The organism is Janthinobacterium svalbardense (assembly GCF_002327145.1).
In the GTDB taxonomy this organism is placed as follows: Bacteria; Pseudomonadota; Gammaproteobacteria; order Burkholderiales; family Burkholderiaceae_D; genus Janthinobacterium; species Janthinobacterium tructae.
This window is the reverse complement of record NZ_CP023422.1, coordinates 3,402,876-3,427,594: the sequence shown is the minus strand read 5'-3', so window position 1 is coordinate 3,427,594 and position 24,719 is coordinate 3,402,876. Positions and strand designations below refer to the sequence as shown.

General features: G+C 66.2%; 23 protein-coding genes. 9 read left to right on the top strand and 14 right to left on the bottom strand.

Annotated features, from left to right (window positions below; translation table 11 throughout):
- Positions 1-13: 13 nt before the first annotated feature.
- The 3 genes from CNX70_RS15200 to CNX70_RS15190 are packed head-to-tail and all read right to left on the bottom strand — an operon-like array spanning position 14 to position 1,592.
- A complete protein-coding gene (locus CNX70_RS15200; RefSeq protein ID WP_157751035.1) occupies positions 14-871 on the bottom strand; it encodes a L,D-transpeptidase in 858 nt (285 codons plus the stop codon).
- Positions 872-888: 17 nt separating this feature from the next.
- On the bottom strand, positions 889-1,347 hold the full coding sequence (locus CNX70_RS15195) for a MepB family protein (RefSeq protein ID WP_096235369.1): 459 nt from the start codon (positions 1,345-1,347) through the stop codon (positions 889-891).
- Positions 1,344-1,592: a hypothetical protein gene (locus tag CNX70_RS15190; RefSeq protein WP_244198805.1), complete on the bottom strand. Its 249-nt coding sequence runs from the start codon at positions 1,590-1,592 to the stop codon at positions 1,344-1,346. Before CNX70_RS15190 ends, CNX70_RS15195 begins: the two co-directional genes overlap by 4 nt.
- 83 nt (positions 1,593-1,675) lie before the next feature.
- Here CNX70_RS15190 and CNX70_RS15185 point away from each other — a divergent pair, with 83 nt between their 5' ends.
- The gene (locus CNX70_RS15185) at positions 1,676-2,038 is read left to right on the top strand and encodes a TfoX/Sxy family protein (RefSeq protein WP_096235367.1); all 363 of its coding nucleotides are present in this window, start codon (positions 1,676-1,678) and stop codon (positions 2,036-2,038) included.
- Here CNX70_RS15185 and CNX70_RS15180 read toward each other — a convergent pair.
- The 7 genes from CNX70_RS15180 to CNX70_RS15150 form a co-directional block, all read right to left on the bottom strand.
- Complete coding sequence (locus CNX70_RS15180; RefSeq protein WP_096235366.1) at positions 2,027-3,031, bottom strand: 2-hydroxyacid dehydrogenase; 1,005 nt, start codon at positions 3,029-3,031, stop codon at positions 2,027-2,029. The genes CNX70_RS15185 and CNX70_RS15180 overlap by 12 nt on opposite strands.
- Before the next feature lie 87 nt (positions 3,032-3,118).
- Positions 3,119-4,312, bottom strand: coding sequence for a hypothetical protein (locus CNX70_RS15175; RefSeq protein ID WP_096238479.1), 1,194 nt, complete (start codon positions 4,310-4,312; stop codon positions 3,119-3,121).
- Between the two features lie 329 nt (positions 4,313-4,641).
- Entirely contained in the window at positions 4,642-5,832 is a 1,191-nt protein-coding gene (locus CNX70_RS15170; protein ID WP_096235365.1) for a hypothetical protein, read from the bottom strand.
- A gap of 2 nt (positions 5,833-5,834) precedes the next feature.
- The gene (locus tag CNX70_RS15165; protein ID WP_096235364.1) at positions 5,835-7,376 is read right to left on the bottom strand and encodes an MBOAT family O-acyltransferase; all 1,542 of its coding nucleotides are present in this window, start codon (positions 7,374-7,376) and stop codon (positions 5,835-5,837) included.
- The gene (locus tag CNX70_RS15160; protein ID WP_244198804.1) at positions 7,366-8,439 is read right to left on the bottom strand and encodes a glycosyltransferase family 4 protein; all 1,074 of its coding nucleotides are present in this window, start codon (positions 8,437-8,439) and stop codon (positions 7,366-7,368) included. Before CNX70_RS15160 ends, CNX70_RS15165 begins: the two co-directional genes overlap by 11 nt.
- Positions 8,440-8,441: 2 nt before the next feature.
- On the bottom strand, positions 8,442-9,914 hold the full coding sequence (locus tag CNX70_RS15155) for a lipopolysaccharide biosynthesis protein (RefSeq protein WP_096235362.1): 1,473 nt from the start codon (positions 9,912-9,914) through the stop codon (positions 8,442-8,444).
- A 15-nt stretch (positions 9,915-9,929) separates the two neighbouring features.
- Positions 9,930-12,038: a glycosyltransferase gene (locus CNX70_RS15150; protein WP_244198803.1), complete on the bottom strand. Its 2,109-nt coding sequence runs from the start codon at positions 12,036-12,038 to the stop codon at positions 9,930-9,932.
- A gap of 112 nt (positions 12,039-12,150) precedes the next feature.
- On the opposite strand from CNX70_RS15150, the gene CNX70_RS15145 reads away from it, so the two are divergent.
- Positions 12,151-13,455: a putative O-glycosylation ligase, exosortase A system-associated gene (locus tag CNX70_RS15145; RefSeq protein ID WP_096235361.1), complete on the top strand. Its 1,305-nt coding sequence runs from the start codon at positions 12,151-12,153 to the stop codon at positions 13,453-13,455.
- Positions 13,452-14,387: a polysaccharide deacetylase family protein gene (locus tag CNX70_RS15140; RefSeq protein ID WP_096235360.1), complete on the top strand. Its 936-nt coding sequence runs from the start codon at positions 13,452-13,454 to the stop codon at positions 14,385-14,387. Before CNX70_RS15145 ends, CNX70_RS15140 begins: the two co-directional genes overlap by 4 nt.
- Here CNX70_RS15140 and CNX70_RS15135 read toward each other — a convergent pair.
- From CNX70_RS15135 to CNX70_RS15125, 3 genes are read right to left on the bottom strand one after another with little or no spacing between them, the layout of a single operon-like run.
- On the bottom strand, positions 14,296-16,227 hold the full coding sequence (locus tag CNX70_RS15135) for an asparagine synthetase B family protein (RefSeq protein ID WP_096235359.1): 1,932 nt from the start codon (positions 16,225-16,227) through the stop codon (positions 14,296-14,298). The two genes, CNX70_RS15140 and CNX70_RS15135, sit on opposite strands and share 92 nt — an antisense overlap.
- Positions 16,224-17,483, bottom strand: a complete 1,260-nt coding sequence (locus CNX70_RS15130; RefSeq protein WP_096235358.1) for a pyridoxal-dependent decarboxylase, exosortase A system-associated — start codon at positions 17,481-17,483, stop codon at positions 16,224-16,226. The genes CNX70_RS15135 and CNX70_RS15130 overlap by 4 nt, the downstream gene beginning before the upstream one ends.
- A complete protein-coding gene (locus CNX70_RS15125) occupies positions 17,480-19,078 on the bottom strand; it encodes an acyl-CoA ligase (AMP-forming), exosortase A system-associated (protein WP_096235357.1) in 1,599 nt (532 codons plus the stop codon). The genes CNX70_RS15130 and CNX70_RS15125 overlap by 4 nt, the downstream gene beginning before the upstream one ends.
- Before the next feature lie 210 nt (positions 19,079-19,288).
- Here CNX70_RS15125 and CNX70_RS15120 point away from each other — a divergent pair, with 210 nt between their 5' ends.
- From CNX70_RS15120 to CNX70_RS15095, 6 genes are read left to right on the top strand one after another with little or no spacing between them, the layout of a single operon-like run.
- The gene (locus CNX70_RS15120; protein WP_244198802.1) at positions 19,289-20,020 is read left to right on the top strand and encodes a GNAT family N-acetyltransferase; all 732 of its coding nucleotides are present in this window, start codon (positions 19,289-19,291) and stop codon (positions 20,018-20,020) included.
- Complete coding sequence (locus CNX70_RS15115) at positions 19,999-20,241, top strand: acyl carrier protein (RefSeq protein WP_096235356.1); 243 nt, start codon at positions 19,999-20,001, stop codon at positions 20,239-20,241. The genes CNX70_RS15120 and CNX70_RS15115 overlap by 22 nt, the downstream gene beginning before the upstream one ends.
- Complete coding sequence (locus tag CNX70_RS15110; RefSeq protein WP_244198801.1) at positions 20,238-21,107, top strand: hydrolase 2, exosortase A system-associated; 870 nt, start codon at positions 20,238-20,240, stop codon at positions 21,105-21,107. The genes CNX70_RS15115 and CNX70_RS15110 overlap by 4 nt, the downstream gene beginning before the upstream one ends.
- Positions 21,104-21,991: a hydrolase 1, exosortase A system-associated gene (locus CNX70_RS15105; RefSeq protein ID WP_096235355.1), complete on the top strand. Its 888-nt coding sequence runs from the start codon at positions 21,104-21,106 to the stop codon at positions 21,989-21,991. Before CNX70_RS15110 ends, CNX70_RS15105 begins: the two co-directional genes overlap by 4 nt.
- Positions 21,985-23,286: a glycosyltransferase gene (locus CNX70_RS15100; RefSeq protein ID WP_244198800.1), complete on the top strand. Its 1,302-nt coding sequence runs from the start codon at positions 21,985-21,987 to the stop codon at positions 23,284-23,286. The genes CNX70_RS15105 and CNX70_RS15100 overlap by 7 nt, the downstream gene beginning before the upstream one ends.
- Positions 23,283-23,990: an ABC transporter permease gene (locus CNX70_RS15095; protein WP_208624423.1), complete on the top strand. Its 708-nt coding sequence runs from the start codon at positions 23,283-23,285 to the stop codon at positions 23,988-23,990. The genes CNX70_RS15100 and CNX70_RS15095 overlap by 4 nt, the downstream gene beginning before the upstream one ends.
- Here CNX70_RS15095 and CNX70_RS15090 read toward each other — a convergent pair.
- Complete coding sequence (locus CNX70_RS15090) at positions 23,977-24,714, bottom strand: hypothetical protein (RefSeq protein WP_096235353.1); 738 nt, start codon at positions 24,712-24,714, stop codon at positions 23,977-23,979. The genes CNX70_RS15095 and CNX70_RS15090 overlap by 14 nt on opposite strands.
- Positions 24,715-24,719 lie beyond the last annotated feature (5 nt).

Below are 24,719 nucleotides of genomic sequence, written 5' to 3'. Positions count from 1 at the left end.
CGTGATCGCGGCATCAGGGTTTTGGCGCGGGCGACCAGACAGGCCGCTCTTGCGTCAGCGAATCGACGATGACCATATACTGCCCCGGCCATTCAATGATATCGCGATCCGTTTTGAGCACCCACAAATGGCGGCCGTCGTTGACGGCTTGTTCATAGACTACATCGAGCAAACCGTGTGAATCGAGAAACACATTCAATGTGGCTGGAATGCGGATGCAGCCCTCGGAAGCAACATTGCCCAAGCGAGCTTCCAGCACATCCGGATCGGTGGCGTGCATTTGCAAGCGCATCTGGCTGATCGCGCCAGTGCCCCAGCCACGCTGTGCCTGTTGCCAACCGAAATCGAACACGCGCATGCCGCGCCGTCCATAGCCACGGATGTGATTGTCGTTGAGCGTGCCTTCGGAGCGAAAGTCGGGATTTTCCAAGGTATGTGGAAACACCCCCAACGGCGTCAAGAAATGATTATAGCTTCCCACCTTTCCGGTCGAGACGGCCGTGGCGCCGATGAACGACCATGCATCTTGCTCTGTATGCAAGATCACAAAGGCGGCCTGTACTTGCGGGCTGCGGTCCACCAGCAGCAAAGTCTGTGCTGACGTATCGGTGACATTGGCATCGGCCAGCGCTTGTTTCAACAGCGCCACATAGCGCGCCTGGTCAGCCGTTGGCACCTCCAGCCGATGATCGACTTCGCGTGCGAATTGCGCGCGCCACGCGTCGGCGCCCGGATCCGGCGGCGCCGCGGCCACCGCCAGCGGCCAGAGCGCTACGCCCAGACACAACATCATTCGCACTTCCCGCACTGCTCGCGTCCATGCGCAAGACGCTCGGGCATAGGGAAAGAACACAGGCTTGTCAATTTTCATACAAATCATTTGTTTCCTTAATAAAACAATCTATCCAGCCCTTGCTGATCCCCCGCCGCCACAAACCACCGCACCTGCCAGCGCTGCGTGCGCTGGGCCTGGGCAGATTCTGGCGCGCACCAGGGCGGATACACGCGCAGCGCGCGCTTGCCGCCGCTGCCCGCGCGCGACATCACGCCGCGTTCGAGCAGCACGCTGCGCGGAAAAATGAAAAAGCCGTGCTGTGCGCCGTCGTCCACGGCGATGATGACGATATCGACGGGGTCCGCTTCATCGAGCGGGGCGATCTCGGCATCAGGATGGGGACGCTTCCAGACGGTGACGAACTGGCCGGTTTTCGTCGGCGTGGTTTTGGCCACGCGCAAGACCAGCCGCTTGCCGTGCAGTTCGGCGCGGCAGGCGCCGTAGTCCGCGCTTTCCTCTTCCGGCACGGGCGCTTGTGGCAAGCCCAGGAAGGCCCATGGACCGGCCCTCATTGCGCGCTGAACTCGGCCGCGGCCTTGGCCGCCCACAGCGCCTCGGCGTGGCTGGCGAACGGGCTGTCATAGCCGTCGACCTTGCCGTCTTCGTCGACAAAGTACAGCCACCAGCCATCGGCCTGCTCGCGGATGGCGGTCTGGCCCGGCGCACAATGGGTTTCGATGGACTGGCCGGCGGCCAGGGTGGCGATGCTGATGCCGCGGTGAATAATCTGCTCGGGTGTCATAAGAAAATACGTCATGCGAAAAAATCAATAGATGTAGTGTAGCCTTGCCGGCGACTCCTGACCAGTGCGCTACACTGCTGTTTCAAACGGAGGACAACATGGCATCACAGCAAGGCACGGTGGATTTTTTGCTCGATCAACTGGCGGGCGCGGGCAGCGTCAACGCGAAAAAAATGTTTGGCGAATATGGCCTGTATTGCGACGGCAAGATGTTCGCCATCGTCGCCGACGACCAGCTGTTCATCAAGCCGACGGACGCGGGTCGCGCCTGGATCAGCGCGCAAGGCACGCTGCAGGAAGCGCCGCCCTATCCGCAAGCCAAACCGTATTTCCTCATCGATGGCGGCCTGTGGGACGAGCGTGAGTGGCTCAGTCAGCTGGCGCGGCGCACGGCGGACGCCTTGCCGCTACCGAAACCCAAGCCGCCGCCCAAGCCCAAAAAACTGGCTTCAAGCAGCTAATACGCTGTTTTCGCACGCCTTGCCCTGCAGGAAGCATTGCAGGTTGTGATAGGTGATAGCCGCGATCTCGCGCAGTGCTTCGATGGTGAAAAAGCCCTGGTGGCCCGTCACGAGCACGTTCGGGAAGGTCATCAGGCGCTGGAAGATATCGTCGTCGATGATGTCGGACGAGCGGTCCTGGAAGAACAGATTGCTTTCCTGCTCGTACACGTCGATGGCCAGGGAACCCAGCTGGCGCGATTTGAGCGCTTCGATGACGGCGCCCGTGTCGATCAGGCCGCCACGCGAAGTGTTCACCAGCATGGCGCCCTTCTTCATCAGCGGCAAGGTGGCTTCACTGATCATGTGGCGCGTGCTGTCCATCAGGGGGCAATGCAGCGAGACGATGTCGGACTCGGCCAGCAGCTGCGGCAGCTCCACCATCGTGCCCAGCTGCGCGAACGCGGGCGCAGGATACGGGTCGTGGCCCAGCACCGTGCAGCCGAAACCTTTAAAAATGCGCGCCGTGGCCAGGCCGATCTTGCCCGTGCCGACGATGCCCACCGTCTTGCCATGCAAGGTGGAGCCCAGCAAGCCATCGAGCGAAAAATTGCCTTCACGCACGCGGGCATACGCGCGGTGCGTGTGGCGGTTCAGGGTTTGTACCAGGGCCAGCGTGTATTCGGCCACGGCTTCCGGAGAGTAGGCAGGCACGCGGGCGACAAAAAAGCCAAGGCGCCTGGCCGCTTCCAGGTCGAGGTTGTTGTAGCCGGCGCAGCGCAGCAGGATGGCGCGCACGCCATAGCCGTGCAGGGCTTCCAGCACGGGCGTGTCGAGCACGTCGTTGACGAACACGCAGACAGCCTCGGCTCCTTGCGCCAGGATCGCGGTTTCCTGGCTCAGCAAGGCGCTGTGGTAGACCAGTTCGATGCCGTTCGGTTCGGGTTGGGATGGCAAGGCTTCATCGAAGAAACGGCGGTCGTAGGGCTGGCTGGCAAAGAAGGCGATTTTCATGGTGAGTTCTGGAACTTGCTGAATGGCAAAACAGCATCATAGCGCAAGCGCCCTGCCCCACGCTGTACGCCTGGCACCGTTGATCGCCTATTTGGCTTCGCGCGGCAAGGTCAGCACGTGGCGCAGATACGCTGTTTCTTCGGCGTGCTGCAGGTGGTAGCGCTCGCGCGCGGCGCGCGTGGCCGCCTGGTGGGCCGCGATGCCCGTTTCCGTCAGCTCGACGCCGAAGTCCGCCGGCACCGGCTCAGGGCCGCCGAACAGGCGCGCCAGGATGAAGCGGCCCACATTGTCGCGGTAGTGTGAAGCTTCCCAGTAATAGCGCATGTCGCGCGCGCCCGTCACCTGCGGGATAGCTTCGCTGGTGATGCTGTTGAAGCCGGAAAAATCAAGCAGGCGCACGTCGCAACCCTGGCGCTGGTAGCGCCCGGCCATCCGCGCCAGCTCGCGCTGCCATGTTTCCATGGCGTCCCACTTGCCGCGCCAGTACAGGGCGTCGAGCGTGAGCGCGTGCGTGGGGTTGATGTACAGGCGCAAGCGCGTGCCGCCTCGGCACAGTTTGCCGACGCTCGCATCGAAGGCGCGCAGCGCAGGTTCGGTCGGCCCCAGGCCATCGCCGAATTCCTGCAGGCGCGGCGTGAAGGCGCGTGCCGTGCCGGTCCAAGTACGGTTGCGGCTGGTGAGGCAGGACTCGTCGCGCTGGCCGTGCAAGGCCAGGCTGGACAGGCACACGCCGTCATAGGTACCACTGAGGATGCGCCAAGTGTCGCGCGTCATGTCCACCGTCAGGCCACGCTTGATGTTGAGCAAGGCGCGCCGCGCGAAGAACGCGGGGCCGCCATCCGTCAAGCCCGGTTCCACGCCGGCCGAGCCCAGCTCCAGCGAGAACGAGGGCGCGTCGATGCCCCACACCATGGTGTCGACGTGGCTGACCCTGGCCGCGTGCTCGGCCAGGCGCATGGCCTCGCCGATGGATGCACCTGAGACGGCGCTATTGAAGACACTCTTGCCTTCGAACAAAGTGCGCGCACTGTTCGCCGGCAAACCCATTTCCGTGCGCGAGTTGCCAATATACACGACGGAGGGCCGGTAGCGCGCCACGGCATACGTCTTGCTCCACACGCTGAGTTTTTCGGTCGTCGGGCGCAATCGCTGCAGCAGCGGGCTGTCCCACTGGTGCAGCAGATACGGATCGACGTGATAATTCACGGCCGAAACGAGGGCCAGCGCGGCCAGCACGCAGGCAAGGAAGATGGCGAGGTAGCGGCGGGCGGTGGTATCCATGGTCAGCATTGGAAGGTGAAAAATGGCGTATTTGTGGGTAATGCCGTTCAGTTAAGCTGTCCGACGCATTTAAAGGCAAAGGTGTAAGGCGTAAAAACGTAAAAATGGCGGGCCGGCGACGCGCGCCCGAGAAAATGCCGATGGCGGCGTTGCAGCTCCTCGCCGTACATGCGTACTGTCTTCGTCGCTGCGCCTTGCCCTCAACATTTTTCAGGCTCGCTTGGCCCGGTACACCTGTGCGGGCGACTGGGGCTTTAATCCGTTTTGCAGGTCTACTGGTCGCGTAGGGGCGCTATCTGAACGGCATTACGTATTTGTGGAGCTTTGCATCAACGCCGGGTCAAAGGCCCGTCCAGCACCCGCTGCGCATAGGCCGCCTCGCGCGCGTGCTCCAGGCGATAGCGCTCGCGCGCGGCGCGCGTGGCCGCCTGGTGGGCGTCGATGTTGGCCTGCGTCAGCTCCACGCCGAAATCGGCCGGCGCCGGCGTGTCGCCGCCGAACAAACGCGCCAGTATCAAGCGGCCAACATTGTCCCGGTAATGCGACACTTCCCAGTAATAATGCATGTCGGGCTTGCCGCTGACGAGCGGGGTCGCTTCGCTCGTGATGCTGTTAAAGCCGGAAAAATCAAGCAGGCGCACATCGCAGCCCTGCCCCCGGTGGCGCTCGACGACCTGTACCAGGCCGCGTTGCCAGGCCTGCATGGCATCCCACTTGCCGCGCAAGTGCAGCGCGTACAAGGTCAGCGCGTGCGTGGGGTTGATGTACAGGCGCAGGCGCATGCCTGGCCGGCACAGCTTGCCGATACTGGCGTCGAGCGCTGGTGTCGAGGGCGGTGTCGGCCCCAGGCCATCGCCGAATTCCTGCAGCCGCACGGGAATGGCATCCTTGGTACCGAGCCAGTGCTGGATGCCCTTGAGGGTGCACGTCTCGTCGCGCTGCCCATACACGGCCAGGTTGGAGCGGCAGGTATCGCCGGCATGGCCTGTCAGGATGCGTAAGCTGTCCTGCGTCATGTCCAGGGTCAGGCCGCGCTTCAGGTTGACCAGGGCGCGCCGGGCAAAAAAGCCGTGGCGGGCGCCCGTCAGGCTGTCTTCCACGCGCGCCGCGCCCATGTCGAGGGAAAAAGTGGGCGCGTCGATGCCCCACACCATGGTCTCGACGCGGCTGACCCTGGCCGCATGCTCGGCCAGGCGGATGGCGTCGCCGATCGAGGCGCCGGACACCGCGCTGTTAAACACGCGCTTGCCGTCGAACAAGGCGCGCACGCCGGTCGGCAAGCCCATTTCCGTGCGCGAATTGCCGATGTAGATGATGGCTGGCCGGTAGCGCGCCACGGCATAGGTCTTGGCCCAGGCGCCAAGCTTTTCGTTCAGCTGGCGCGGGCGCTGCAGCAAGGGACTGTCCCACTGGTGCAGCAGGTAGGGGTCGACCTGGTAATTCATGAACGAGACGGCGCCGAGCACCAGGCCGACGCAGGCGAGGAAACAGACAAGATAGCGGCGGGGGGAAGTGTCCATGCTCAGAACTGGAAGTAGAGAAATTCGGTGACCCGGTTCATGCCGAAGATGCAGGCGACGAACAGCGCGGCAAACCCCACGCTCCAGCGGCGCGTGGGGCGCCAGCTGAAGGCCCAGCGCCCTGCAGGTTGAAATATTCTTTCAATGGCAGGCTCGTAGAGAAAGAATATTTCTTGCGTGTTTGGCGCCTTGAAAGCCAGCAACATGGCACCCAGCAGCACGGGCAAGCCCGGCCCCGCCAGTTCGATCCAGCGGATGCCGTCAAACGCGGGATGCAAGCCCCACTGCGCCAGACCGGCCGCATGGCTGGCCAGGCCGCGCGGCAAGCTCACGCCATTCTCCCCCACCAGCGCGCCGCTGATGTCCCAGGCCGTGGCCACGTCGGGCGCGCGGAAGAAAATCCAGGCCAGCATCACGGCAAGAAAGGTCAGCAAGGTGGGCCACCAGCGCGCCCGCGCCGCGCCGAACGCGCGCTGCCACGCCTGCTGCAGCACCAGGTACAGGCCGTGCAAGCCGCCCCAGATGACAAACGTCCAGCCGGCGCCATGCCACAAGCCGCCCAGCAGCATGGTCAGCATCAGGTTGCGGTAGCGCATGGCTTCGCCTTGGCGGCTGCCGCCTAGGGGAATATATAAGTAATCGCGCAGGAAACGCGACAAGGTCATGTGCCAGCGGCGCCAGAAGTCGGCGATATTGGCGGCCTTGTATGGCGAATTGAAGTTCAGCGGCAATTTCACGCCGAACAGGCGCGACAGGCCAATGGCCATGTCCGAATAGCCGGAAAAGTCGAAGTACAGCTGGAAGGTGTAGGCCAGCACGCCAATCCAGGCCTCGATCAGGGTGGGCGTGGCCCCGGCCGCGAAGACGGGCATGGCCAGCGGCGACAGGTTGTCGGCGATCAGCACCTTCTTTGCCAGCCCGATGGTAAAGATCGACAGGCCGATGGCGAAATTGGCGGCGCGCGGGTGGGCATTGGCCGGGTCTGCGAACTGCGGCATCATGTCGCGGTGATGCAGCACGGGGCCGGCGATCAAATGGGGAAAATAGCTGACGAACAGCACGTAATGGATGAAACGGTATTCGCGCACCTCGCCCCGGTAGCAATCGACGAGGAAGGCGATCTGCGTGAAGGTGAAAAACGAGATGCCGATCGGCAGGATGATGTCGAGGCCGGACCACGGCAGGCTGCCAGCGCCAGCTCCGGCGGCCACGGCATTCACGCTGTCGATGAAGAAATTCGCATATTTATAGTAGGCAAGCAGCCCCAGATTCAAGGTCAGGGCAGCCAGCAGCACGCGCTTGCGGGCCGCGCCCGTGCTGGCCCCCAGCACACGGCCGGCGCCGTAATTGACGCAGATCGACGCCAGCAGCAGCGGCAGGTAGCGCACGTCCCACCAGGCATAGAAGAACAGCGAGGCGAGCGCCAGCCACACGGCTGGCGCCAGGCGCCAGCTGGCGCAGGACGTCAATCGGTCCAGAAGAAAATAGCCAGCCAGCACGATGGGCAAATAGCCGAACAGGAAGGCGAAGGAATTAAACAGCATGTTGCCTCCTGGCAGGCAAGGACTGCAGCTGGTAGTAACAATCGGCAATCTGGGCCGCCACCCGCTCCCACGTAAAACGTTCCACCAGCGCTTGCACGCGGGCGCGCTCGGGCGGCAGCGCCAGCAAGTCGAGGATGGCCTGGCGCTGCGCGGGGCCATCGTCCCAGGCCACCTTGCGCAGCGCGAACGCGGAATCGGGCAAGTCCAGCGCGCTTTGCGCCGTCATGACGACGGGCGTGCCGGCCGCCAGCGCTTCGAGCACGCTCAAGGGAAACACTTCGCCCTGGCTGGGCAGGGCCGCCACGGCCGCCGCATGGTAGGCGCTGGCCAGCAGCGGGTCGGCGTGGTCGAGCGCGCCGATCCAGCTGACGTGCGGCAAGTCCAGCAACTGCTGCAGATACGCCTGCTGTTCGCGCGGCGCGGCGCCGATCAGCACCAGGGGCAAGCCGGCCCCCGCCAGCGCCAGCGCGAGGCCCAGCTGGTTTTTATACGGCGAAATGCTGCCCGTCATCAGCACGAACGGCCCGGCGATGCCCGTTTCGCGCAGGAACAGGTCGCCATTGGCCGTGAAGAAATACGGATTGATCCCGTTCGGCAAGACGCGGATGGCGTCGGCCTGCATGCCGAAACCTTGCACGATGGCATCGCGCTCAGCCTCGCCCAGGGCGATCACCACGTCGGCCAGTTGCAGGGCGCGCCGCGTTTGCGCATAGCTCGTTTGCACCATCCACTGCGTCAGGCGCCCTGCCAGCCGGTCGGCCAGCCGCGCGCGCCAGGCGCTGGCGCGGCCCCAGCCCGGCGACAGCAGCGGCGACAGCACCACGGGCACGCCTTGCTCGCTGGCCATTTCCATGATGCGGTAAGTGCCATTGCTGGCCGAAAACACGTGCAGCACGTCGAAATCGGCCAGCCGCTGATGGTTGGCGTCGACCAGTTGCACTTCCAGGTGCCGCGCCGGTAGCTGGGGCAGCCGGTTCAGCGCGGCAATGGTTTCGCGTACCTGGATCTGCAAGCCGCCGTCGCGCTGGAACAGCATCGGGTAGGACAAGATACCGACACGCATGGTCATCCTTTCGTGCATTTGACTGCCAGCCAGCGGCCGGCCAGCTTGCGTTGTAACAACAAGAATTCGCCGGCCAGTTCATGTTTCAACAGGAACAGACCGGCCAGCCAGCACAGCAAGGTAGCCAGCGCCGTGCCCGTCAGCGCCAGCAGCGCTGGCGTATCAACAGGCAGGCACAGCAGCGAAGCGAGGGGCGCCATGCCGCTGAGACCGCACAGCAGCAGGCTTTTGCGCACGGCCCGCGCCAGGGTGCGCCAGTCGAGTGCGCTCAAGCGCCGCAGGCAGCCATACACCAGCCAGCTGCGCAGCACGTTGCTGAGCACCACGGCCCACGCCACGGCCACCAGGCCGAATGGCGCCGCGGCCAGCAGCAGCGCCACTTTGATGGCGCCAGCGCAGGCATCGAGCCGCACCTGCGCGTGCAGCTGGCCCGTCGCCACGAACAGGTAGCGGGCCATGCTGAACATGCTATACACGGCCGAGGATAGGCACATGATGCGGATCAAGGGCACACATCCTAGCCATTGCGTGCCATACAACACCTTGACCAGGGGCAAAGCCATGCAGGCGAGGAAGAAAAAAAACGGCCAGGCCAGCGCCGTCATGTAGCTGATCGTGCGCAGATACACGAGCTCCGCCCCGCCCTGGCCGTCCCCTTCCCGCGCGCGCGCCGCGAACAGGGGAAACACCACGGGAGAAATCGCGCTGGTGATGGCCTGGTTGAAGATATTCAGCACGCTTTGCGCCTTGCCGAACAGGGCCAGGCTTTCAATGCCGATCAGCTTGCCGATGATCAGATCCGGCGACGCCACGCCCGCCTCGTCGACCAGGCCGCCACCCGTCGCATACGCGCCAAAACGGGCGATATCGCCCATGCCGCGCCGTCCCGGCAGCCACGGCAGTTCGCGCGGCCGCACCAGCAGACTGACTGCCAGCGAGGCGCAGGAACCGGCCAGCGCCGCCCATACCATGCTCATATAACTGTAGCCCTGCAGCGCCAGCAGCACGGCCACCAGCAGGTTGACCACGCTATTGGCCCCGTTGATGGCGTAAATGGCGCGAAAGCGCAGTTGCCGGCGCAACATGGGGAGTGTCAAGGCGCTGAACGGGATCAGCAGGAAGTTAATCGACAGCAAACGCAGCACGAGGGTCAGCCGGGGTTCGCCATAGAAATGCGCGAGCGGCGCACTGGCCAGCAGCACCAGGCCGGCCAGCAGCCAGGCGACAAGCAGGCTGGTGGCCAGCGCGGCCCGCAGCTTCACGGCATCGAGCTGCTTTTCCTGGATCAGGTATTGCCCCACGCCAAAATCGCGCACCACTTGCGCCAGCGCCACCAGCACGGCGCCCAGCGAATATACGCCCACCTCGGCCGGCGTTAGCAGGCGCGACAGCACCATGGTGGCGATGATGCCCAGCAGCAGCACCGTGTATTTTTCGGCAAACGAAAACAGAAACGAATGGCGCGTGGTGCTCATGCGGGCCGCCCGCGCCTACACGAGGCCCGCATAGAACTGCCGCAACTGGCGTTCCAGGCGCAGCATCGAATAGCGCTGCACGGTTTCCTCGCGCGCCAGCCGTCCCATGCGGGCGCGCCGGGGCGCATCGACCAGCAACTTGGCCACGGCCGCGCAGGCGGCGTGCTCGTCGTCGAGCGGCAGCAGCATTCCCCCGGCGCTATCGTGCAGGATATCGCGGGTGCCCGGCACATCCGTCCCCACGGCCGGCACGCCGCAGGCCATGGCCTCGATGGTGGCGATGCCGAAACCCTCGTTTTTACTCAGCAGCACGTGCAGGTCGAAGGCCGGCATCAGCAACTCGACGCGCTGCCGGAAGCCGGCAAACACGACTCTGTCCTGCAAACCCGATTGCTGCGCCTGCAGCCGCAGCATGGCTTCCAGCGGCCCCGTGCCCACCAGCACTAAATACAGGCTGGGAAACTGCGGCGCCAGCCTGGCGAACAGGGCCAGCAGCGCTTGCGGACGTTTTTGCGCGGAGAGTCGCGCCACGCAGCCGAGCACCAGGGCGTCCGGCGGCAGCCCGAGCTGCTTGCGCGCCTGTATTCTCCGTTCGGGCGAAACAGTAAAAGTGTCCGTATCGACGCCGTTGGGAATCACGGCCAGCCGCGTCTGCGGCGCCAGCATGTCGCGGTACAGGTCGAGGAAATGCCGCATGGCCGAGTCCGACACGGCATACACGCCTTTGACGCTGCGGAACGCCTCTTCCAGCCGGGGCCGCTGCCAGTCGCTGAAGGTTTCCAGGGGAAACGCGTTGTGCACGCTGATCACGGCCGGCAAGCGGCATTGCCGCGCCAGCCACAGGATGGAAGCGCCATATGCCGTCCAGCAAAACGCCACGTGGACCAGATCGGGCCGCAGCCGCCGCAGCCGCCAGGCGCCCGTGACCCTGGCGCGCAGCCAATTCCAGCGGCGCCAGGCCCAGTGTTCGAGAAACAAGGGCGGCTCGTACACGCGCACGTGCATCTGCCTTGCGCGCAAGTCTTGCGCCCAGGCAGTAAAACCGGGAAAGCGCCGCAGCGCCAGCACGCTGTCATAGCCGCTCGCGCCCAGCATCGTCGCCTCTTGCGCCATGCGCAGCTCCATGCCACCCAGCTCGCCCGAATAACTGCTGATGACGATGCGCGGCTGGCGTTTTCTACGTCCGCGCCACGCTTCATGGAAGAAGCCGCGCAGCCAGGCGCGTTCCCACTGGCGCAGGAACAGCTCGGCCCGGTCGCGCCGCAGCCAGGCCCGCACGGCGCCGAGCGACTCGCGCACGTATCGGCCCAGCATCCAGCGCGGCACACCCAGCCATTCCACGCTGGGCGCGAATGTCGCCAGCCGGCATTGGCCCCGGCCGAACAGCATGGCGCGGCGCAGTATCCAGGCGCGCTGCACTTGCGGGACGCGGATGATATGCGCCACCCTGGCCTGCGGACAGAACCAGGAAGGATTGCCGGCCGCATGCATTTCCAGGTTGAGGCGGGTTTCGCTGCCCATGGCGTAATTGGCTCCCTGCGGGCCGATGCTTTCGTCATAGCGGGCGCCCGCCTCGAAGATGCGGCGGCGTATCGCCATGTTGGCGCCCCACACCAGGCCTGGATAGATGGGGGCGTCGCGCAGGTCGGGACTGGTAATGCCCCACGTCAAGCCGACCGGTGTCAGGCGCAGCAGCCAGTCGGCCGGCTTTTCCCGCCAGGCGGGCACGATGGCACCGCCGAACAGCGCGTAGCCGGGGTGGGCGCGCGCGCAGTCCTGCAGCCGGCACAGCCAGTCGGGCGCGGGCATGGCGTCGTCGTCGCCAAAGACGAACAACTCGCTGCCATCGCCGTTTGAGCGCAAGGCGTTTTCGACGGCGCCGTTCAGGGCGGGACTGCGGCCGCGCCGCGCCACGTAGAGATAGCTCAAAGGCAAGCGGCCGCGGAAGGCGGCGATCACCTGGGCCGTGGCGTCCGTGCTGCCATTGTCGGCGATGACCAGGCGCCAGCCCCCACGGGCGAACGCAGCGCCATGTAGGCGCGCAATACCTGGGGCAAAGTGCCGGCGCCATTGTAGGTCGCCATGAGAACGGTCAACAAGGACATGCCTCCTTGGTCTTACCATGACAAAACTATGCATCAAGCAGTATTGATCCAGTGTACTGAGCCTGCCCGCCAGCCCGTTGACAGGCATCAAGACCTTGCCAAGCCGGGCAAAACCAGGAGCGTCCCCCTTCATGCGCGACATACTGATTACCATCATCATCCTCGGTTCGCTGCCCTTCATCCTGAAGTCACCGGCCATCGGCGGCCTGATGTGGGTCTGGGTCAGCGTGATGAATCCACACACGCAAGCCTGGGGCTTTGCCACCCACTTGCCGTTCGCCTTCATCATCGCCATCGCCACCATGCTCAGCCTGGTGATGACGCGCGAGCCGAAAAGCTTGCCGCTGACGCCCGTCAGCGTGCTGCTGCTGCTGTTCGTCGGGTGGATGAATGTCACGGCGCCGTTCGCCCTGCTGCCCGAAGCGTCGTGGGTGCAGTGGAACAAGGTCATGAAGATCATGCTGATGAGCTTTGTGATCATGATGGTGATACGCACGCGGCGCGACATCGTGCGCCTTGTCTGGGTGCTGGTGGGCTCGATCGGCTATTACGGCGTGAAGGGTGGCATCTTCACCATCCGCAGCGGCGGCACGGAACGGGTCTGGGGGCCGGAAGATACGTTCATTGGTGACAACAATGCGCTGGCCCTGGCCCTGATCATCACCATCCCCCTCATGTATTACCTGCAGCAAAACACGCAGAAACATCGGCGCTGGCTGCGCCATGGCTTGACGGCGGCGATGCTGCTGTCGGCGCTGGCCGCGCTGGGCTCGTATTCGCGCGGTGGCCTGCTGGCCATCGCCGCCATGGGCCTGTTCATGTGGCTGAAAAGCGAGCGCAAGCTGGTGCTGGGCGCGCTGCTCGGTGCCGTCGCGCCGCTGCTGCTGGCCTTCATGCCCGAGCGCTGGGCCGAACGCATGGACACCATCAACACCTATCAGGATGACGTGTCCGCCATGGGCCGCCTGAATGCCTGGCGCATGGCCTGGAACCTGGCGCGCGACCGTTTTCCTGGCGGCGGCTTCGACGTGTCCGACGCCGGCATCTTTGCCCGCTACGCGCCCAACCCCATGGATGTGCACGCGGCGCACAGCATCTACTTCCAGGCGCTGGGCGAACACGGCTTCGTCGGCTTGATCATTTACCTGGCGCTGGGCGTCGCTACCTGGCGCACGGCGGGCGCCATCATCCGCCGCACGCGGGGCCAGGCGGAACTGCGCTGGGCACACGGCCTGGCCACCATGAGCCAGGCCAGCCTGATCGGCTTTGCCGTGGGCGGCGCCTTCCTCAGCCTGCTGTATTTCGACATGCCGTATTACCTGATGGCCGTCCTGATCGCCACGCGCGTCATCGTCGAGCGGCAGGCACCAGCCCCGACATCGCGCCAGGCCAGGGCCAAGGCCGAGGCCCGGGCAGCCATCGCGGAGCAGCCATGAGCGCCACCTTGTCGATTCTGATCTACCACCGCGTGCTGGCGCGGCCCGACCCGCTGTTCCCCGGCGAAGTCGATGCGGCCCTGTTCGAGCGCCAGTTGCGCCTGTTAAAACGCTTTTATGCGCCGCTGCCGCTCACCGTGGCCGTGCAGCGGCTGCAAGATGGCAGCCTGCCCGCGCGCGCCGCTTGCATCACCTTCGACGACGGTTATGCGGACAACGCGCAAGTGGCCCTGCCGCTGCTGCAGCGCCACGGTTTGCACGCCACGTTTTTTATCGCCACGGGCTACCTGGACGGCGGACAAATGTGGAACGACACGGTGATCGAGGCCGTGCGCCAGGCGCCAGCTCCCGTACTCGACTTGCGCGAACTCGGGCTGGACTGCCTGCCCGTCGCCGATCTGGCGCAGCAGCAAGCGGCCATCGCCACCTTGCTGGGCCAGCTCAAGTACCAGCCATTCGCCCGGCGCCAGCAGCTGGCCATGCTCATCCACCGCCAGGCCGGCGCCACGGCCGGAGCGCCAGCCATGCTCAGCACGGCGCAGCTGCGTCAATTACAGGCGGCCGGCATGGAGCTGGGTGCGCACACGCTGAGCCACCCGATATTGTCCACCTTGCCGGACCACGCCGCGCGGCTGGACATCGCCAACGGCAAGCATCAGCTGGAAAGTTTGATCCAGGCGCACGTCACCCTGTTTGCGTATCCGAACGGCAAGGCCGGGCGCGATTACGGCGCATCCCACGTGGCGATGGTCCACAGCCTGGGTTTCAAGGCGGCCGTGGCAACGGACTGGGGCGTGGCGCGCCCCGGTGCGGGGCTGGACTTGCTGCAGCTGCCCCGCTTTACGCCGTGGGATCGAGGACGACTGGCGTTTCTGTGGCGCTTGCGGCAAAACCGTCGGCAAGCGCACCCAGCGCGCCCGGATGCTGGCTGAGCCACTGTTCCAGCATCAGCAGCAGCCACACCATGGTGCCGTGATAGGCCGGGTGTTCCGCCAGCAAGCGCCCTTGTAAATCGTCGATGAAGGCGGGCCGCACGATGCCGCGCGCGCGTAGCTGCGTCAGGTTATCGAACGCAAACTCGCGCAGCGGCGCATGGCTGTGCAGCCACTGGCCAAAAGGCAAGCCGAAGCCGTGCTTTTTCTTGCGCACGATGGCCGGCGGCAAGATCTCCGCCAGCGCCCGCTTGAAGAAGGGCCGCAGTTGCCTGCCGTCGAGCTTGTCGCGCGGCGTCAGGCGCGACGCAAACGCCACCATCGCATCGTGCAGGAAAGGAAAGGCCGCTTCCACGCCCGCCAGCTCGCACGCCTTGCGCACCTTGAACAGGTCGTTGTCGGCCAGGGTAAAGCGCATGTCCAGCGCCAGCAACTCATTGATCTGGCTCAAGCCCTGGCCTTGCCGCTCCCAATACGCGCCATTCACGCAGCCGGGCGCCATGCCCGGGTCGATGGTATCGATAAAACCCGCTTCCAGCACCGTGCGATGGCCATGGCGCAGCAGCAGGTTGTAGCCGTCGAGGCGGGCCGGCAGCGGCAGGCTGGCTTGCTCGATGTAGCGGCGCGCCTTGTCGCCCAAGCGCCACGGCTTGCCCCTTTGTTGGCGAAAGAGCAGCGGCTCGATGATGGCCTGGCGCAGCATGACGGGCAAGCGTTCATATTGCGACAACAAGGCTTGGTGCGCATAGCGCTCATTGCCTCCAAACAATTCATCGCCGCCGTCGCCGCCCAGCAGCCGCGTCACGCCATCGTCGCGCGCCATCTGCGCGCAATAATAGGCGGGAATAGCCGAGGCATTGCCGAAAGGCTGGTCGAAGATGGCCGCCATGGCGGGGATCGCGGCCAGCACGTCGTCTGGTGTCACGTAGCGCTCGTGGTGGATGCTGCCCGCGTGGCTGGCGGCCAGACGCGCATACGCCATTTCGTCATAGCCAGGCGCATCGAAACCGATGGAATACGTGCGTGCGGGGCGGCCCGTCACCTGGCCCATGATGGCAGCCAGGGTGGAACTGTCGGTGCCGCCGCTGAGGAACGCGCCCGTGCTGGCGCTATCGTTGCCCAGGCTGCTTTCCACGGCCTGGCGCAGCAGGCGCAGGAATTCCTGCTTGTTGGCGGCAAAGCTGGCTCGCGGGCGTGCCGCGCCTGGCTCCTGGAAAGCCAACTGCCAGTAGCTGCCCTTGCATTGCCTGCCGCCGCGCACATGCAGGTATTCACCGGGCAGCAAGCGCTGCTGGCCCAAATAGGCCGTGGCCGGGCCGGGCACCATGTGGAAATACAGGTAGTGATACAGCGCTTGCGGATCGAGCGCGCCCCGCACGGACGGATGCGCCAGCAAGGCATCCATCGAGGAGGCAAAAAACAGGCCTTGCGCATTGCTCGCATAGCTGAGGGGGTGGATGCCGGCACGGTCCACGGCCAGCAGGGCCGAGCCGGAAAAAGCGTCGAGGATGGCCAAACAGAAATGCCCGGACAGGCTGGCGCAGGCGGCCACGCCCCGGCTCAGCCACAGGGACGCGAGGCGGCTCGCCACGTCATCGGCCGAACCATCGAGCACGGGCCGGCCCCAGATGGCCACTTGCAAGCCATCTTGCTGATATACATGGCGACTGCCGTCGATGGCGGCCACGGCCACACCGCCCACTTCGCTCAGGCTGGCGGCCAGGGGCGCGCCATCGAAGCGCGACAGGGGCGCGGCCATGCCCGCCAGCACGGCTAACGCCGCGCCATCGGCTGGCGCAACACTCTCCGCCGCCGCCAGCCAACCGCACAGGCCGCTCATACGAGCACCTCAGCCGGCAAAGGATGGCCGAGAAAGGCCGTCGGGCTGGCCGTCAAGCCATACGCGCCCGACTGGAACACCACCACCAGGTCGCCCTCCTCGGCGCGCGCCATCTGCATCTGGTCGGCCAGCAAGTCCAGCGGCGTGCACAGCGGTCCAACGACGGAGGCCACTTCGCGCACCCCGCCCTGCAGGCGGTTGCCGATGGCGACCGGGTAATTCTTGCGGATCAGCTGGCCAAAATTGCCGGAAGCGGCCAGGTGGTGGTGCAAGCCGCCATCCGTGACGAGAAATACCTGCCCATGCGATAGCTTGCGCTCAATTACCTTGCATACATAGATACCGGCCTCGGCCACCAGATAACGGCCCAGTTCCAGGTTCAGGCGCGCGCCGGGCGCCGCCTGGGCCAGGAGATCGAGCTGCCGCTGCAAGCCGTCCGCCACGGGCGCCAGATCCAGGCCCTGGTCGCCGGGAAAATACGGCACGCCGAAGCCGCCGCCGATATTCAGGGTGCGCAAGGGTGATGGCGCGCTGTCGGCCAGCTGCAGGGCCAGTTGCACGCTCAGGGCTTGCGCTTCCACCAGGGCCGCCGCCGACAGGCTTTGCGAACCCGCATACAGGTGAAAGCCGTGGAAATCCAGGCCCAGCTGGCCGATGCGGCCCAGCAGCGCCGGCACCAGGGCCGCATCGACACCAAACGGCTGCGCGCCGCCGCCCATGCGCATGCCCGTGCGGCGCAAGGCGAAATCGGGATTCACGCGCACGGCCACCCGGGCCGTCACGCCCAGCCGTTCACTGGCCAGCGCCGTCCTTTCCAGCTGGGCGCCCGATTCCACGTTGATCAAGACGCCCGCCGCCACGGCCCGCGCCAGCTCGCCATCACTCTTGCCCGGCCCCGCAAAACTGATGCGTTCGGCCGGCATGGGCGTATCGAGTGCGGTGGCCAGTTCACCGCCCGAGGCCACATCGATGCCATCGACCAGGCCGGCGAGCCACTGCACCACGGCCGGCATGGGATTGGCCTTCATGGCGTAATGCACGTGCACGCCAGCGGGCAAGGCGGCGCGCAGTTCGGCCACGCGGCGCGTAATGTGCGCGCGTTCATAGGCATAAAACGGCGTGCTGCCCACCCGCTGGGCCAGCCGCTGCAACGCTACGCCGCCGACCTGCAGCATGTCGTTGTCCACGGCGAACTGCTGGCCCAGGGACGAGTGCAACGGCAATTGCGTGCTATTCGAGCGTATCAAATCCTTCATGCCACCTCTCCTGATTGGACCGCATACGCACGCGCCAGTTCCCTGGCCAGCAAGGGACGGTCGATCTTGCCATTCGGATTGCGCGGCAGCACGCCGTCGCGGATCTCTACCCACAGCGGCACCATATAGCTGGGCAGGCGCGCGCGGCAAGCCGCCAGCACGCTATCGCGCAACAATTGCAGGCCCGGCGCGGGCGTGACGAGCAAGGCGATGGCCTGGCCCAGCACGGCATGGGGCAGGCCCAGCGCCACCGCCTCGCCCACCAGCCCGCTTGCATACGCGACTTCCTCGATCTCGGCCGGGCTGACCCGGTAGCCGGAGGTCTTGATCATGTCATCGCTGCGCCCCACGAAGTACAGATAGCCATCCGCATCGCGGCGCACGGTGTCGCCCGACCAGACGGCCAGTTCCGGCAGCACCAGGCCGCTGGCCTGCGGCGGCAGCGGCTTGAAGCGCTCGGCCGTGCGCGCCGCATCGTTCCAGTAGCCCAGCGCCACCAGCGCGCCACGGTGCACGAGTTCGCCCGGCTCATCGGCGTCGCACACGCTGCCGTCGGGGCGCAGCACCAGCACTTCCGCATTCGGGATCGCTTGCCCGATGGAACCGGGGCGCCGCTCCAGCTGCTCCGGCGCCAGATAGGTGGAACGGAACGCTTCCGTCAAGCCATACATCAGGTAGATCTGCGTGCGCGGCAGCGATTCGCGCAGCTTGTCCAAGGTGGAGCGCTGCATCACGCCGCCCGAATTGGTAATGTAGCGCAAAGGCGTGGACAGGGGCCAGCTCAGCTGCGACAGCTGCACCCACAGGGGCGGCACGGCGGCCAGTCCCGTGATGGCTTCCTGCTCCACGGCTTCGACGATGTCGCGCAGCAGCAGATAATTCATCAGCACGGCGCAGGCGCCGCTGGCAAACGCCGTCGTCAGCTGGCTCAGGCCGTAATCAAAACTGAGCGGCAAGACGCACAGGATGCGGTCCTGCGGCGTGTTGCGTAGATAACTGGACACGCTGAGCGCGCCGGCCAGCATGTTGCGGTGCGACAGCACCACGCCTTTCGGCCGCCCCGTGCTGCCCGAGGTATATAAAATGGCGGCCATGTCCATGTCGATCACCGTATGCCACAGCAGTGGGAGTGCGGGCGCGGCGGACAGGCCACACCACGGCAGCAGCCGTATCTTGCCCAGGTGCGATGCTGTCTCCCCTTCGCCCGTCAGCAGCACCGTCTGCAAGTCCGGGCAGGCGGCCAGTGCGGGGCCCAGCTGCGCCAGGCGTTCGCGCGAGGTGACGAGGATGGCCACGTTGCAATCGGCCAGGATATACGCCACCTGGTCCGGTTTGAGCAGCGGATTGACGGGCACGAACACGCCGCCTGCCGCCGCCGCACCAAACATGGCGCTGACGTTTTCCGGGCGTTTTTCCAGGTACACGGCCACGCGCGCGCCACGCTGCAAGCCCAGGGTCAGCAAGGTGCCAGCCACTTCGCGCACGGATTGCGCCAACACGGCATAGCTGATTTCTTCGCCCTGCCAGGACAGGGCCGGCGCGTGGGGGGCGCGCTGCGCCGTCTCGAAAATCAGATCATGTATCAGTGTCGCCATCGTGTCGCCCCCGGGTTGCCATGATTGCCATGCATTCCCCTATGATTCAGACAAACGGCCACAGCGGTCTTGATTTTGATCAATTAACAGTTTCAGCAACACAGCTTGAGCCGGCGCAAGACCGCCGTTGGCCGCTGCGCTCTAATGGACAGCGTTGGCTGCATAGCCGCCTCATCCCTGACCGCCATGGCCCTGTTCCCACAATTTCTAATGCTGCAACGGCTGAGCGCCAGCCTCAATCAGCTGGGCTGGCGCGACAGCGCCTGGCTGGCCGTGGCGCGCTTGCTGGAAAGAGTACCGGGCGGGCGCTGCGCGCTATACCGCTACCAGTTCGTCGCGCAAGCAGTGGCGCCCGGTTCGCTGTGCCGCGGCCGCGGCCAGTCGATTGCCGTCACGCCCTGCCTGGCGGAGGCGGACTTGCCGCCCGGTCCCGAGCGCCGCCACGGCGTACTGGGCGCACGCTACCGCCAGGGCGCACAATGCCTGGTAGCGCGTGACAAGTCAGGCATGGCCGGCTGGATCTGGCTGCTGCGCCACGGCTGCCAGGAAGACGAGGTGCGCGCCCGCTATGCGCTGGCCTCGCAGCAGTCGTCCTGGGACCTGGACGTGTGGGTGCATCCCGCACAGCGCGGCGGCCTGGTCTTCGCCCGCCTGTGGGAAGAAGCCAACGCCGCGCTGTACGCGCAGGGCGTGCGCTGGTCGTGCAGCCGCATCTCGCGTTTCAACCGCGCCTCGCTGGGCGCCCATGCGCGCCTGGGCACGCACGCGCTGGGCACGGCCACCTTTCTCCGCTGCGGGCGCTGGCAATGGATGGCCGCCAGCCTGCCGCCGTATGTCCACCTGTCGCGCCACCCGGACGACATCCCCTGCCTGGCCTTCGATACGTCGTCCCTGCCGCACTACCATTCCCTGGAGCTGACATGCCGCATCTTGAAGCAGTAAAACGCATCCTCGACACCACCCTGGGCTTGAACGGGCGTGCGCTGGAAGAGCACACGCCGCTCTTGGGCAGCGTGCCGGAACTCGACTCGATGGCCGTGATCGGCGTGATCGCCGCGCTGGAAGACCATTTCGGCATCATTGTCGCCGACGACGACATCCACGCGCGCCACTTCGCCACCGTAGGCTCCCTGCACGACTTCGTGTTTGCACAGCTGCGATGATGAACCGCGCCGCCTTCGACGCGCTGCCGCTGCTGCCCTTTTTCCTGCCCGCCAGCGGCGGCCAGCGCTACTGCCTGCTGCACTTGCCACCGCCGGGCCGCAGCGCGCGCGGCGGCATTCTCTACGTGCATCCGTTCGCGGAAGAACTGAATAAAAGCCGCCAGGTGGCCGCCGCGCAGGCGCGCGCCTTTGCCGCCTTGGGTTACAGCGTGCTGCAGATCGACCTGTTTGGCTGCGGCGACAGCAGCGGCGATTTTAACGAGGCGCGCTGGGACATCTGGCACAACGACCTGCACCTGGCTTGCGCGTGGCTGGCGCAACGCGTCGACGGCCCCTTGAGCATGTGGGGCTTGCGCCTGGGCGCCCTGCTGGCCCTCGATTTCGCCAGCCGCGCGCCGCTGCCGCTGGCGCGTTTGCTGCTATGGCAGCCGGAAACCGATGGACGGCGCAGCATCGACCGCTTCCTGCGCCTGCGCCTGGCGGCCAGCATGCTGGCCGGCGGCACGCAGGAAGCGCCCGGCCAGGCGCGCGCCGCACTGGCGCAGGGTGAATCTGTGGAAGTGGCCGGCTACCTGCTGGCGCCCGAGCTGGCGCTGGCCATCGACGGCGTCAGCGCAGCGGCGCTGCCGCCCTCGGTGCCCGCAGTACCTGTCTATTGGCTCGATTACCAGGCGCCGGAACAAGCGGCCGCGCCATTGCCGCCGCTGGTGCGCCACTGGCGCGAACAGGGCGCAGCCGTGCACGTGGCCAGCTTCGGCGACGGCCCGTTCTGGCACAGCGGCGAGCTGCTGGCGTGTCCACAATTGCTGGCCGCCACGCGCACCCTGTGCCGCGACTGGCTCGATGAAGAAAGGACGCCGCCATGAAGCGCGACAGCAGTCAGCAGCACCTCGCAGGGCACAGCGTGCGCGAGCTGCCCCTGCGCTTTCGCAGCGCGGCCGAAGACGGTGAAGCGCAGGCGCGCATGGTCGGCATCCTTAGCCTGCCCGCCACACCAGGGCCGCGCGGCATATTGATCGTCACGGGCGGGCCGCAATACCGGGTCGGCAGCCACCGCCAGTTCGTCTTGCTGGCCCGCTCCCTGGCCGCGCAAGGCTGGCCCGTGCTGCGTTTCGACCTGCGCGGCATGGGCGACAGCGAGGGTAGCGCGCGCGACTACCGCGCCGCCGGCCCCGACATCGCTGGCGCGCTGGCGCAATTCTTCGATGCCGTGCCGACCTTGCGCGAAGTGGCGCTGTGGGGCTTGTGCGACGGAGCCACGGCGGCCGCCTGCCATGCACCACGCGATACGCGCATAGCCGCCCTGATCCTGCTCAATCCGTGGGTACGCAGCAGCGCTGGCCTGGCGCGCGCCACCTTGCGCCATTATTATTTGCCGCGCCTGCTGCAAGGCGCGTTCTGGCGCAAGCTGGCCAGCGGCGGACTGCAGCCGGGCGCCAGCCTGGCGTCGCTGCGTCAGGTGGCGGCCGCCACGCGGCAGGTGGCAGCGCCAGACAACGACGCGCCCGCGCCGGCCCTGCTGCGGGCCTTGACGCAATTCCAGGGCAAGGTGCTGCTGATCCTCAGCGGCGACGACCTAGGCGCGCGCGAGTGGCAAACCCTGCTCCGTGGCGACGGGGCCTGGCGCTCTGTCGCCGCCCGCGCGCAATGGACACAGGCGCAGGTCGCTGGCGCCAACCACACGTTTGCCAGCGCCGCCTGGCGCGGCGAAGTCGAACGGCTGTGCGTACGCTGGCTGCAGTCATGGTAGCGCTCACGCCGAACGCGGCCCGACCAAACGCGGCCCGACCAAAACGGGTGCTGATGGTCGCCTACCATTTTCCGCCGCTCGCTGGCGGCAGCGGCATCCTGCGCACCCTGGGTTTCGCACGCCATTTGCCCGACTGTGGCTGGCAGCCGCTGGTGCTCAGTCCCGCGCCGCTCGCGTATGCGCAGCGCGGCGATGCGCAACTGGCGCAAATCGGCGCGCAAGCCACCGTGCGGCGCACCCTGGCGCTGGACGCGGCGCGCCACCTGGCCATCGCCGGGCGCTATCCGCGCTGCCTGGCGCTGCCCGACCGCTGGAGTTCCTGGTGGCTGAGCGCCGTGCCGGTCGGCCTGCGCATGATCCGCGAATACCGTCCCGACGCCATCTGGTCGACGTACCCGATCGCCACGGCGCACCTGATTGCGCTGACCCTGCAAAAACTCAGCGGCCTGCCGTGGATCGCCGACCAGCGCGACCCCATGCTCGATGACAGCGACCCGCTGGCGCCGTATCCGTCCGAGGCGCGTTTGCACCGCATGCATGCTTGGATAGAACAGCGCATCGCGGCACGCAGCGCGGCCATCGTCTGCACCACGCCGGGCGCCATCGACGCGCACCGGCATCGCCTGGCACAGGTGGGGCGCGAGCGCTTCCACCTGATCGAGAACGGCTACGACGAAGACGGCCATGACGGCGGCCATGCGCGGGCGGGCCACCGCAGCCGCTTCCTGCTGCTGCACAGCGGCGTGATCTACCCGTCCGAGCGCGATCCGCAAGCGCTGTTCGAAGCCCTGGCCAAGCTGCGCCACGACGGCGTGCTGCATGCGCGCAATTTCCAGCTGGTGTTGCGCGCCACGGGCCACGATGCGTGGCTGGCCAGCCTGCTGGTGAAATACGGCATCCTGGACCTGGTGCGCCTGGAACCGTTGCAGCCGCACGGCGCGGCGCTGCAGGAAATGCTGGCGGCCGACGGCTTGCTGCTGCTGCAGGCGGCCAATTGCAATGCGCAGATTCCGGCCAAGCTGTATGAATACCTGCGCTGCCGCCGCCCCATCCTAGCGCTGACCGACCTGGCAGGCGACAGCGCGGCCAAGCTGCGCCACTGCGGCATCGACACCATCGGCCAGCTCGCGTCCAGCGCCGACTGCGCACGCGCGCTGCTGCGCTTCCTGGAACTGGCGCGCCAGGGCCGCGCGCCGCTGGCCAGTCCCACCGCCATCGCCCTGCAATCGCGGCAAGCCCGCAGCAACACCCTGGCCGACTTGCTGGACCAGGTCAGCCACAGGAGAACAGCATGAAACACCTGATACTCGCCTGCGCCCTGGCCACCTGCTGCGCCAGCGCCAGCGCCGGCGCCGCTGCCTGCCCGCCCTACGTCAAGGGCACCACGGGCGGCGACTACACGAACGCGGACGACCGCAAGGGCCTGTCCGTGGTCGAACAATTCCATTTTTCGCGCGCCGTGGAAACGCTCACGCAAGGCATGACGGGCAGCCTGGGCGGCGACATCAGCTACACGCTCGAACACTTTCCGAACCACCACCGGGCGCTGGCTTCGATGGCAAAGCTGGGCTTGCGCCTGAAAAGCGCGCAGCCACATGGCGCCCGCTACACGGTCAGCTGCTACTTCGAACGGGCAATCGCCTTCGCGCCGCACGACGTGACGGCGCGCATGGTATATGGCAGCTACCTGCTGTCCACGGGCCAGGATGCCATGGCGCTGGAGCAGCTGGACGCAGCCAGCCGCCTGGCGCCCGAGCAGGCAACCATCCAGTACAACCTGGGCCTGATGTATGTGAAAAAGAAGGAATACGAGAAGGCCAGCGCGCACGCGCAAAAAGCCTATGCGCTGGGCTTTCCCCTGCCGGGGCTGAAGAACAAGCTGAAGGCGGCGGGCAAGTGGAAAGAACCGCCGCCCGCGCCCTCCGTCGCTGTTGACGCGTCGGCCGCCGAACCGGAAAAACCGGCGATACCGCCGGCAGAACCGCCTAGCGGGGAATGACGGCCGGCCGCCCGGCCACGCTCCAATGCCCCGTCGGCGACGCAGCCAGCGCGGCGGCCAGGTCGCGCCGCGACTGCGCCTTGTCTTCGGCTTCGCTGATGTGCGCCAGTTCGGCCGGCTGCAGCACGGTGACGGCCAGCAGCATCACTTCGCCATATGGCGTGTCGAAAGATGGGGGAAGCGTGGCCGCGCCCTGGGCCAGCAGCACACCCACCTGTTCATTCTCGTCTTCCAGCCCTTTGGGCGCATGCTGCACGTCCAGCGCCATCGAGACGCTGCCGTGGCGCTGCAGCAGCAAGTCGATGGAGCCGTGGTCGGCCACATTTTGGCTGACCTGATAAATCACGTCGAAGAGCCACGATGCCTGCACGGGAGCGCCGTCGAAGGCAGCCAGCGGCGCTTCGATGCACACTTCCAGCAAGTGGCCGCGCGGCACGAAGACGTCGTCGTCATCTTCGAACGGATCGCTCAAGCCGTCGCTGGCGATGAGAATCGAATCGGCACGGCGAATCACCCTCCAGGCCTGGCGCAGCGATGGCCAGCGCGGGCCTCCCATGAAGGCGGGATTGAGCAGCGGCGCCAGCACGTCGGCGTCCATGGCGCCCAGGGTGGCATAAAAGGCGTCGCGCGCGGCGCAGGCCGTGGCCAGCATCTGCGCGCCTGCTTCCTTGCCGACGACGGCGTCGTCCGGTTGCGGTACTTGGGGAATGTCGTTATCAGGCATGTGAG

What these genes read in the sequence shown, in the direction of transcription:
- CNX70_RS15170 (WP_096235365.1), bottom strand. Translation starts at nt 5,832, where the DNA reads ATGGACACTTCCCCCCGCCGCTATCTTGTCTGTTTCCTCGCCTGCGTC.
- CNX70_RS15145 (WP_096235361.1), top strand. Translation starts at nt 12,151, where the DNA reads ATGCGCGACATACTGATTACCATCATCATCCTCGGTTCGCTGCCCTTC.
- CNX70_RS15110 (WP_244198801.1), top strand. Translation starts at nt 20,238, where the DNA reads ATGATGAACCGCGCCGCCTTCGACGCGCTGCCGCTGCTGCCCTTTTTC.
- CNX70_RS15115 (WP_096235356.1), top strand. Translation starts at nt 19,999, where the DNA reads ATGCCGCATCTTGAAGCAGTAAAACGCATCCTCGACACCACCCTGGGC.
- CNX70_RS15125 (WP_096235357.1), bottom strand. Translation starts at nt 19,078, where the DNA reads ATGGCGACACTGATACATGATCTGATTTTCGAGACGGCGCAGCGCGCC.
- CNX70_RS15155 (WP_096235362.1), bottom strand. Translation starts at nt 9,914, where the DNA reads ATGAGCACCACGCGCCATTCGTTTCTGTTTTCGTTTGCCGAAAAATAC.
- CNX70_RS15140 (WP_096235360.1), top strand. Translation starts at nt 13,452, where the DNA reads ATGAGCGCCACCTTGTCGATTCTGATCTACCACCGCGTGCTGGCGCGG.
- CNX70_RS15105 (WP_096235355.1), top strand. Translation starts at nt 21,104, where the DNA reads ATGAAGCGCGACAGCAGTCAGCAGCACCTCGCAGGGCACAGCGTGCGC.
- CNX70_RS15190 (WP_244198805.1), bottom strand. Translation starts at nt 1,592, where the DNA reads ATGACGTATTTTCTTATGACACCCGAGCAGATTATTCACCGCGGCATC.
- CNX70_RS15160 (WP_244198804.1), bottom strand. Translation starts at nt 8,439, where the DNA reads ATGCGTGTCGGTATCTTGTCCTACCCGATGCTGTTCCAGCGCGACGGC.
- CNX70_RS15185 (WP_096235367.1), top strand. Translation starts at nt 1,676, where the DNA reads ATGGCATCACAGCAAGGCACGGTGGATTTTTTGCTCGATCAACTGGCG.
- CNX70_RS15090 (WP_096235353.1), bottom strand. Translation starts at nt 24,714, where the DNA reads ATGCCTGATAACGACATTCCCCAAGTACCGCAACCGGACGACGCCGTC.
- CNX70_RS15150 (WP_244198803.1), bottom strand. Translation starts at nt 12,038, where the DNA reads ATGGTAAGACCAAGGAGGCATGTCCTTGTTGACCGTTCTCATGGCGAC.
- CNX70_RS15180 (WP_096235366.1), bottom strand. Translation starts at nt 3,031, where the DNA reads ATGAAAATCGCCTTCTTTGCCAGCCAGCCCTACGACCGCCGTTTCTTC.
- CNX70_RS15095 (WP_208624423.1), top strand. Translation starts at nt 23,283, where the DNA reads ATGAAACACCTGATACTCGCCTGCGCCCTGGCCACCTGCTGCGCCAGC.
- CNX70_RS15100 (WP_244198800.1), top strand. Translation starts at nt 21,985, where the DNA reads ATGGTAGCGCTCACGCCGAACGCGGCCCGACCAAACGCGGCCCGACCA.
- CNX70_RS15200 (WP_157751035.1), bottom strand. Translation starts at nt 871, where the DNA reads ATGAAAATTGACAAGCCTGTGTTCTTTCCCTATGCCCGAGCGTCTTGC.
- CNX70_RS15175 (WP_096238479.1), bottom strand. Translation starts at nt 4,312, where the DNA reads ATGGATACCACCGCCCGCCGCTACCTCGCCATCTTCCTTGCCTGCGTG.
- CNX70_RS15135 (WP_096235359.1), bottom strand. Translation starts at nt 16,227, where the DNA reads ATGAGCGGCCTGTGCGGTTGGCTGGCGGCGGCGGAGAGTGTTGCGCCA.
- CNX70_RS15130 (WP_096235358.1), bottom strand. Translation starts at nt 17,483, where the DNA reads ATGAAGGATTTGATACGCTCGAATAGCACGCAATTGCCGTTGCACTCG.
- CNX70_RS15165 (WP_096235364.1), bottom strand. Translation starts at nt 7,376, where the DNA reads ATGCTGTTTAATTCCTTCGCCTTCCTGTTCGGCTATTTGCCCATCGTG.
- CNX70_RS15120 (WP_244198802.1), top strand. Translation starts at nt 19,289, where the DNA reads ATGCTGCAACGGCTGAGCGCCAGCCTCAATCAGCTGGGCTGGCGCGAC.
- CNX70_RS15195 (WP_096235369.1), bottom strand. Translation starts at nt 1,347, where the DNA reads ATGAGGGCCGGTCCATGGGCCTTCCTGGGCTTGCCACAAGCGCCCGTG.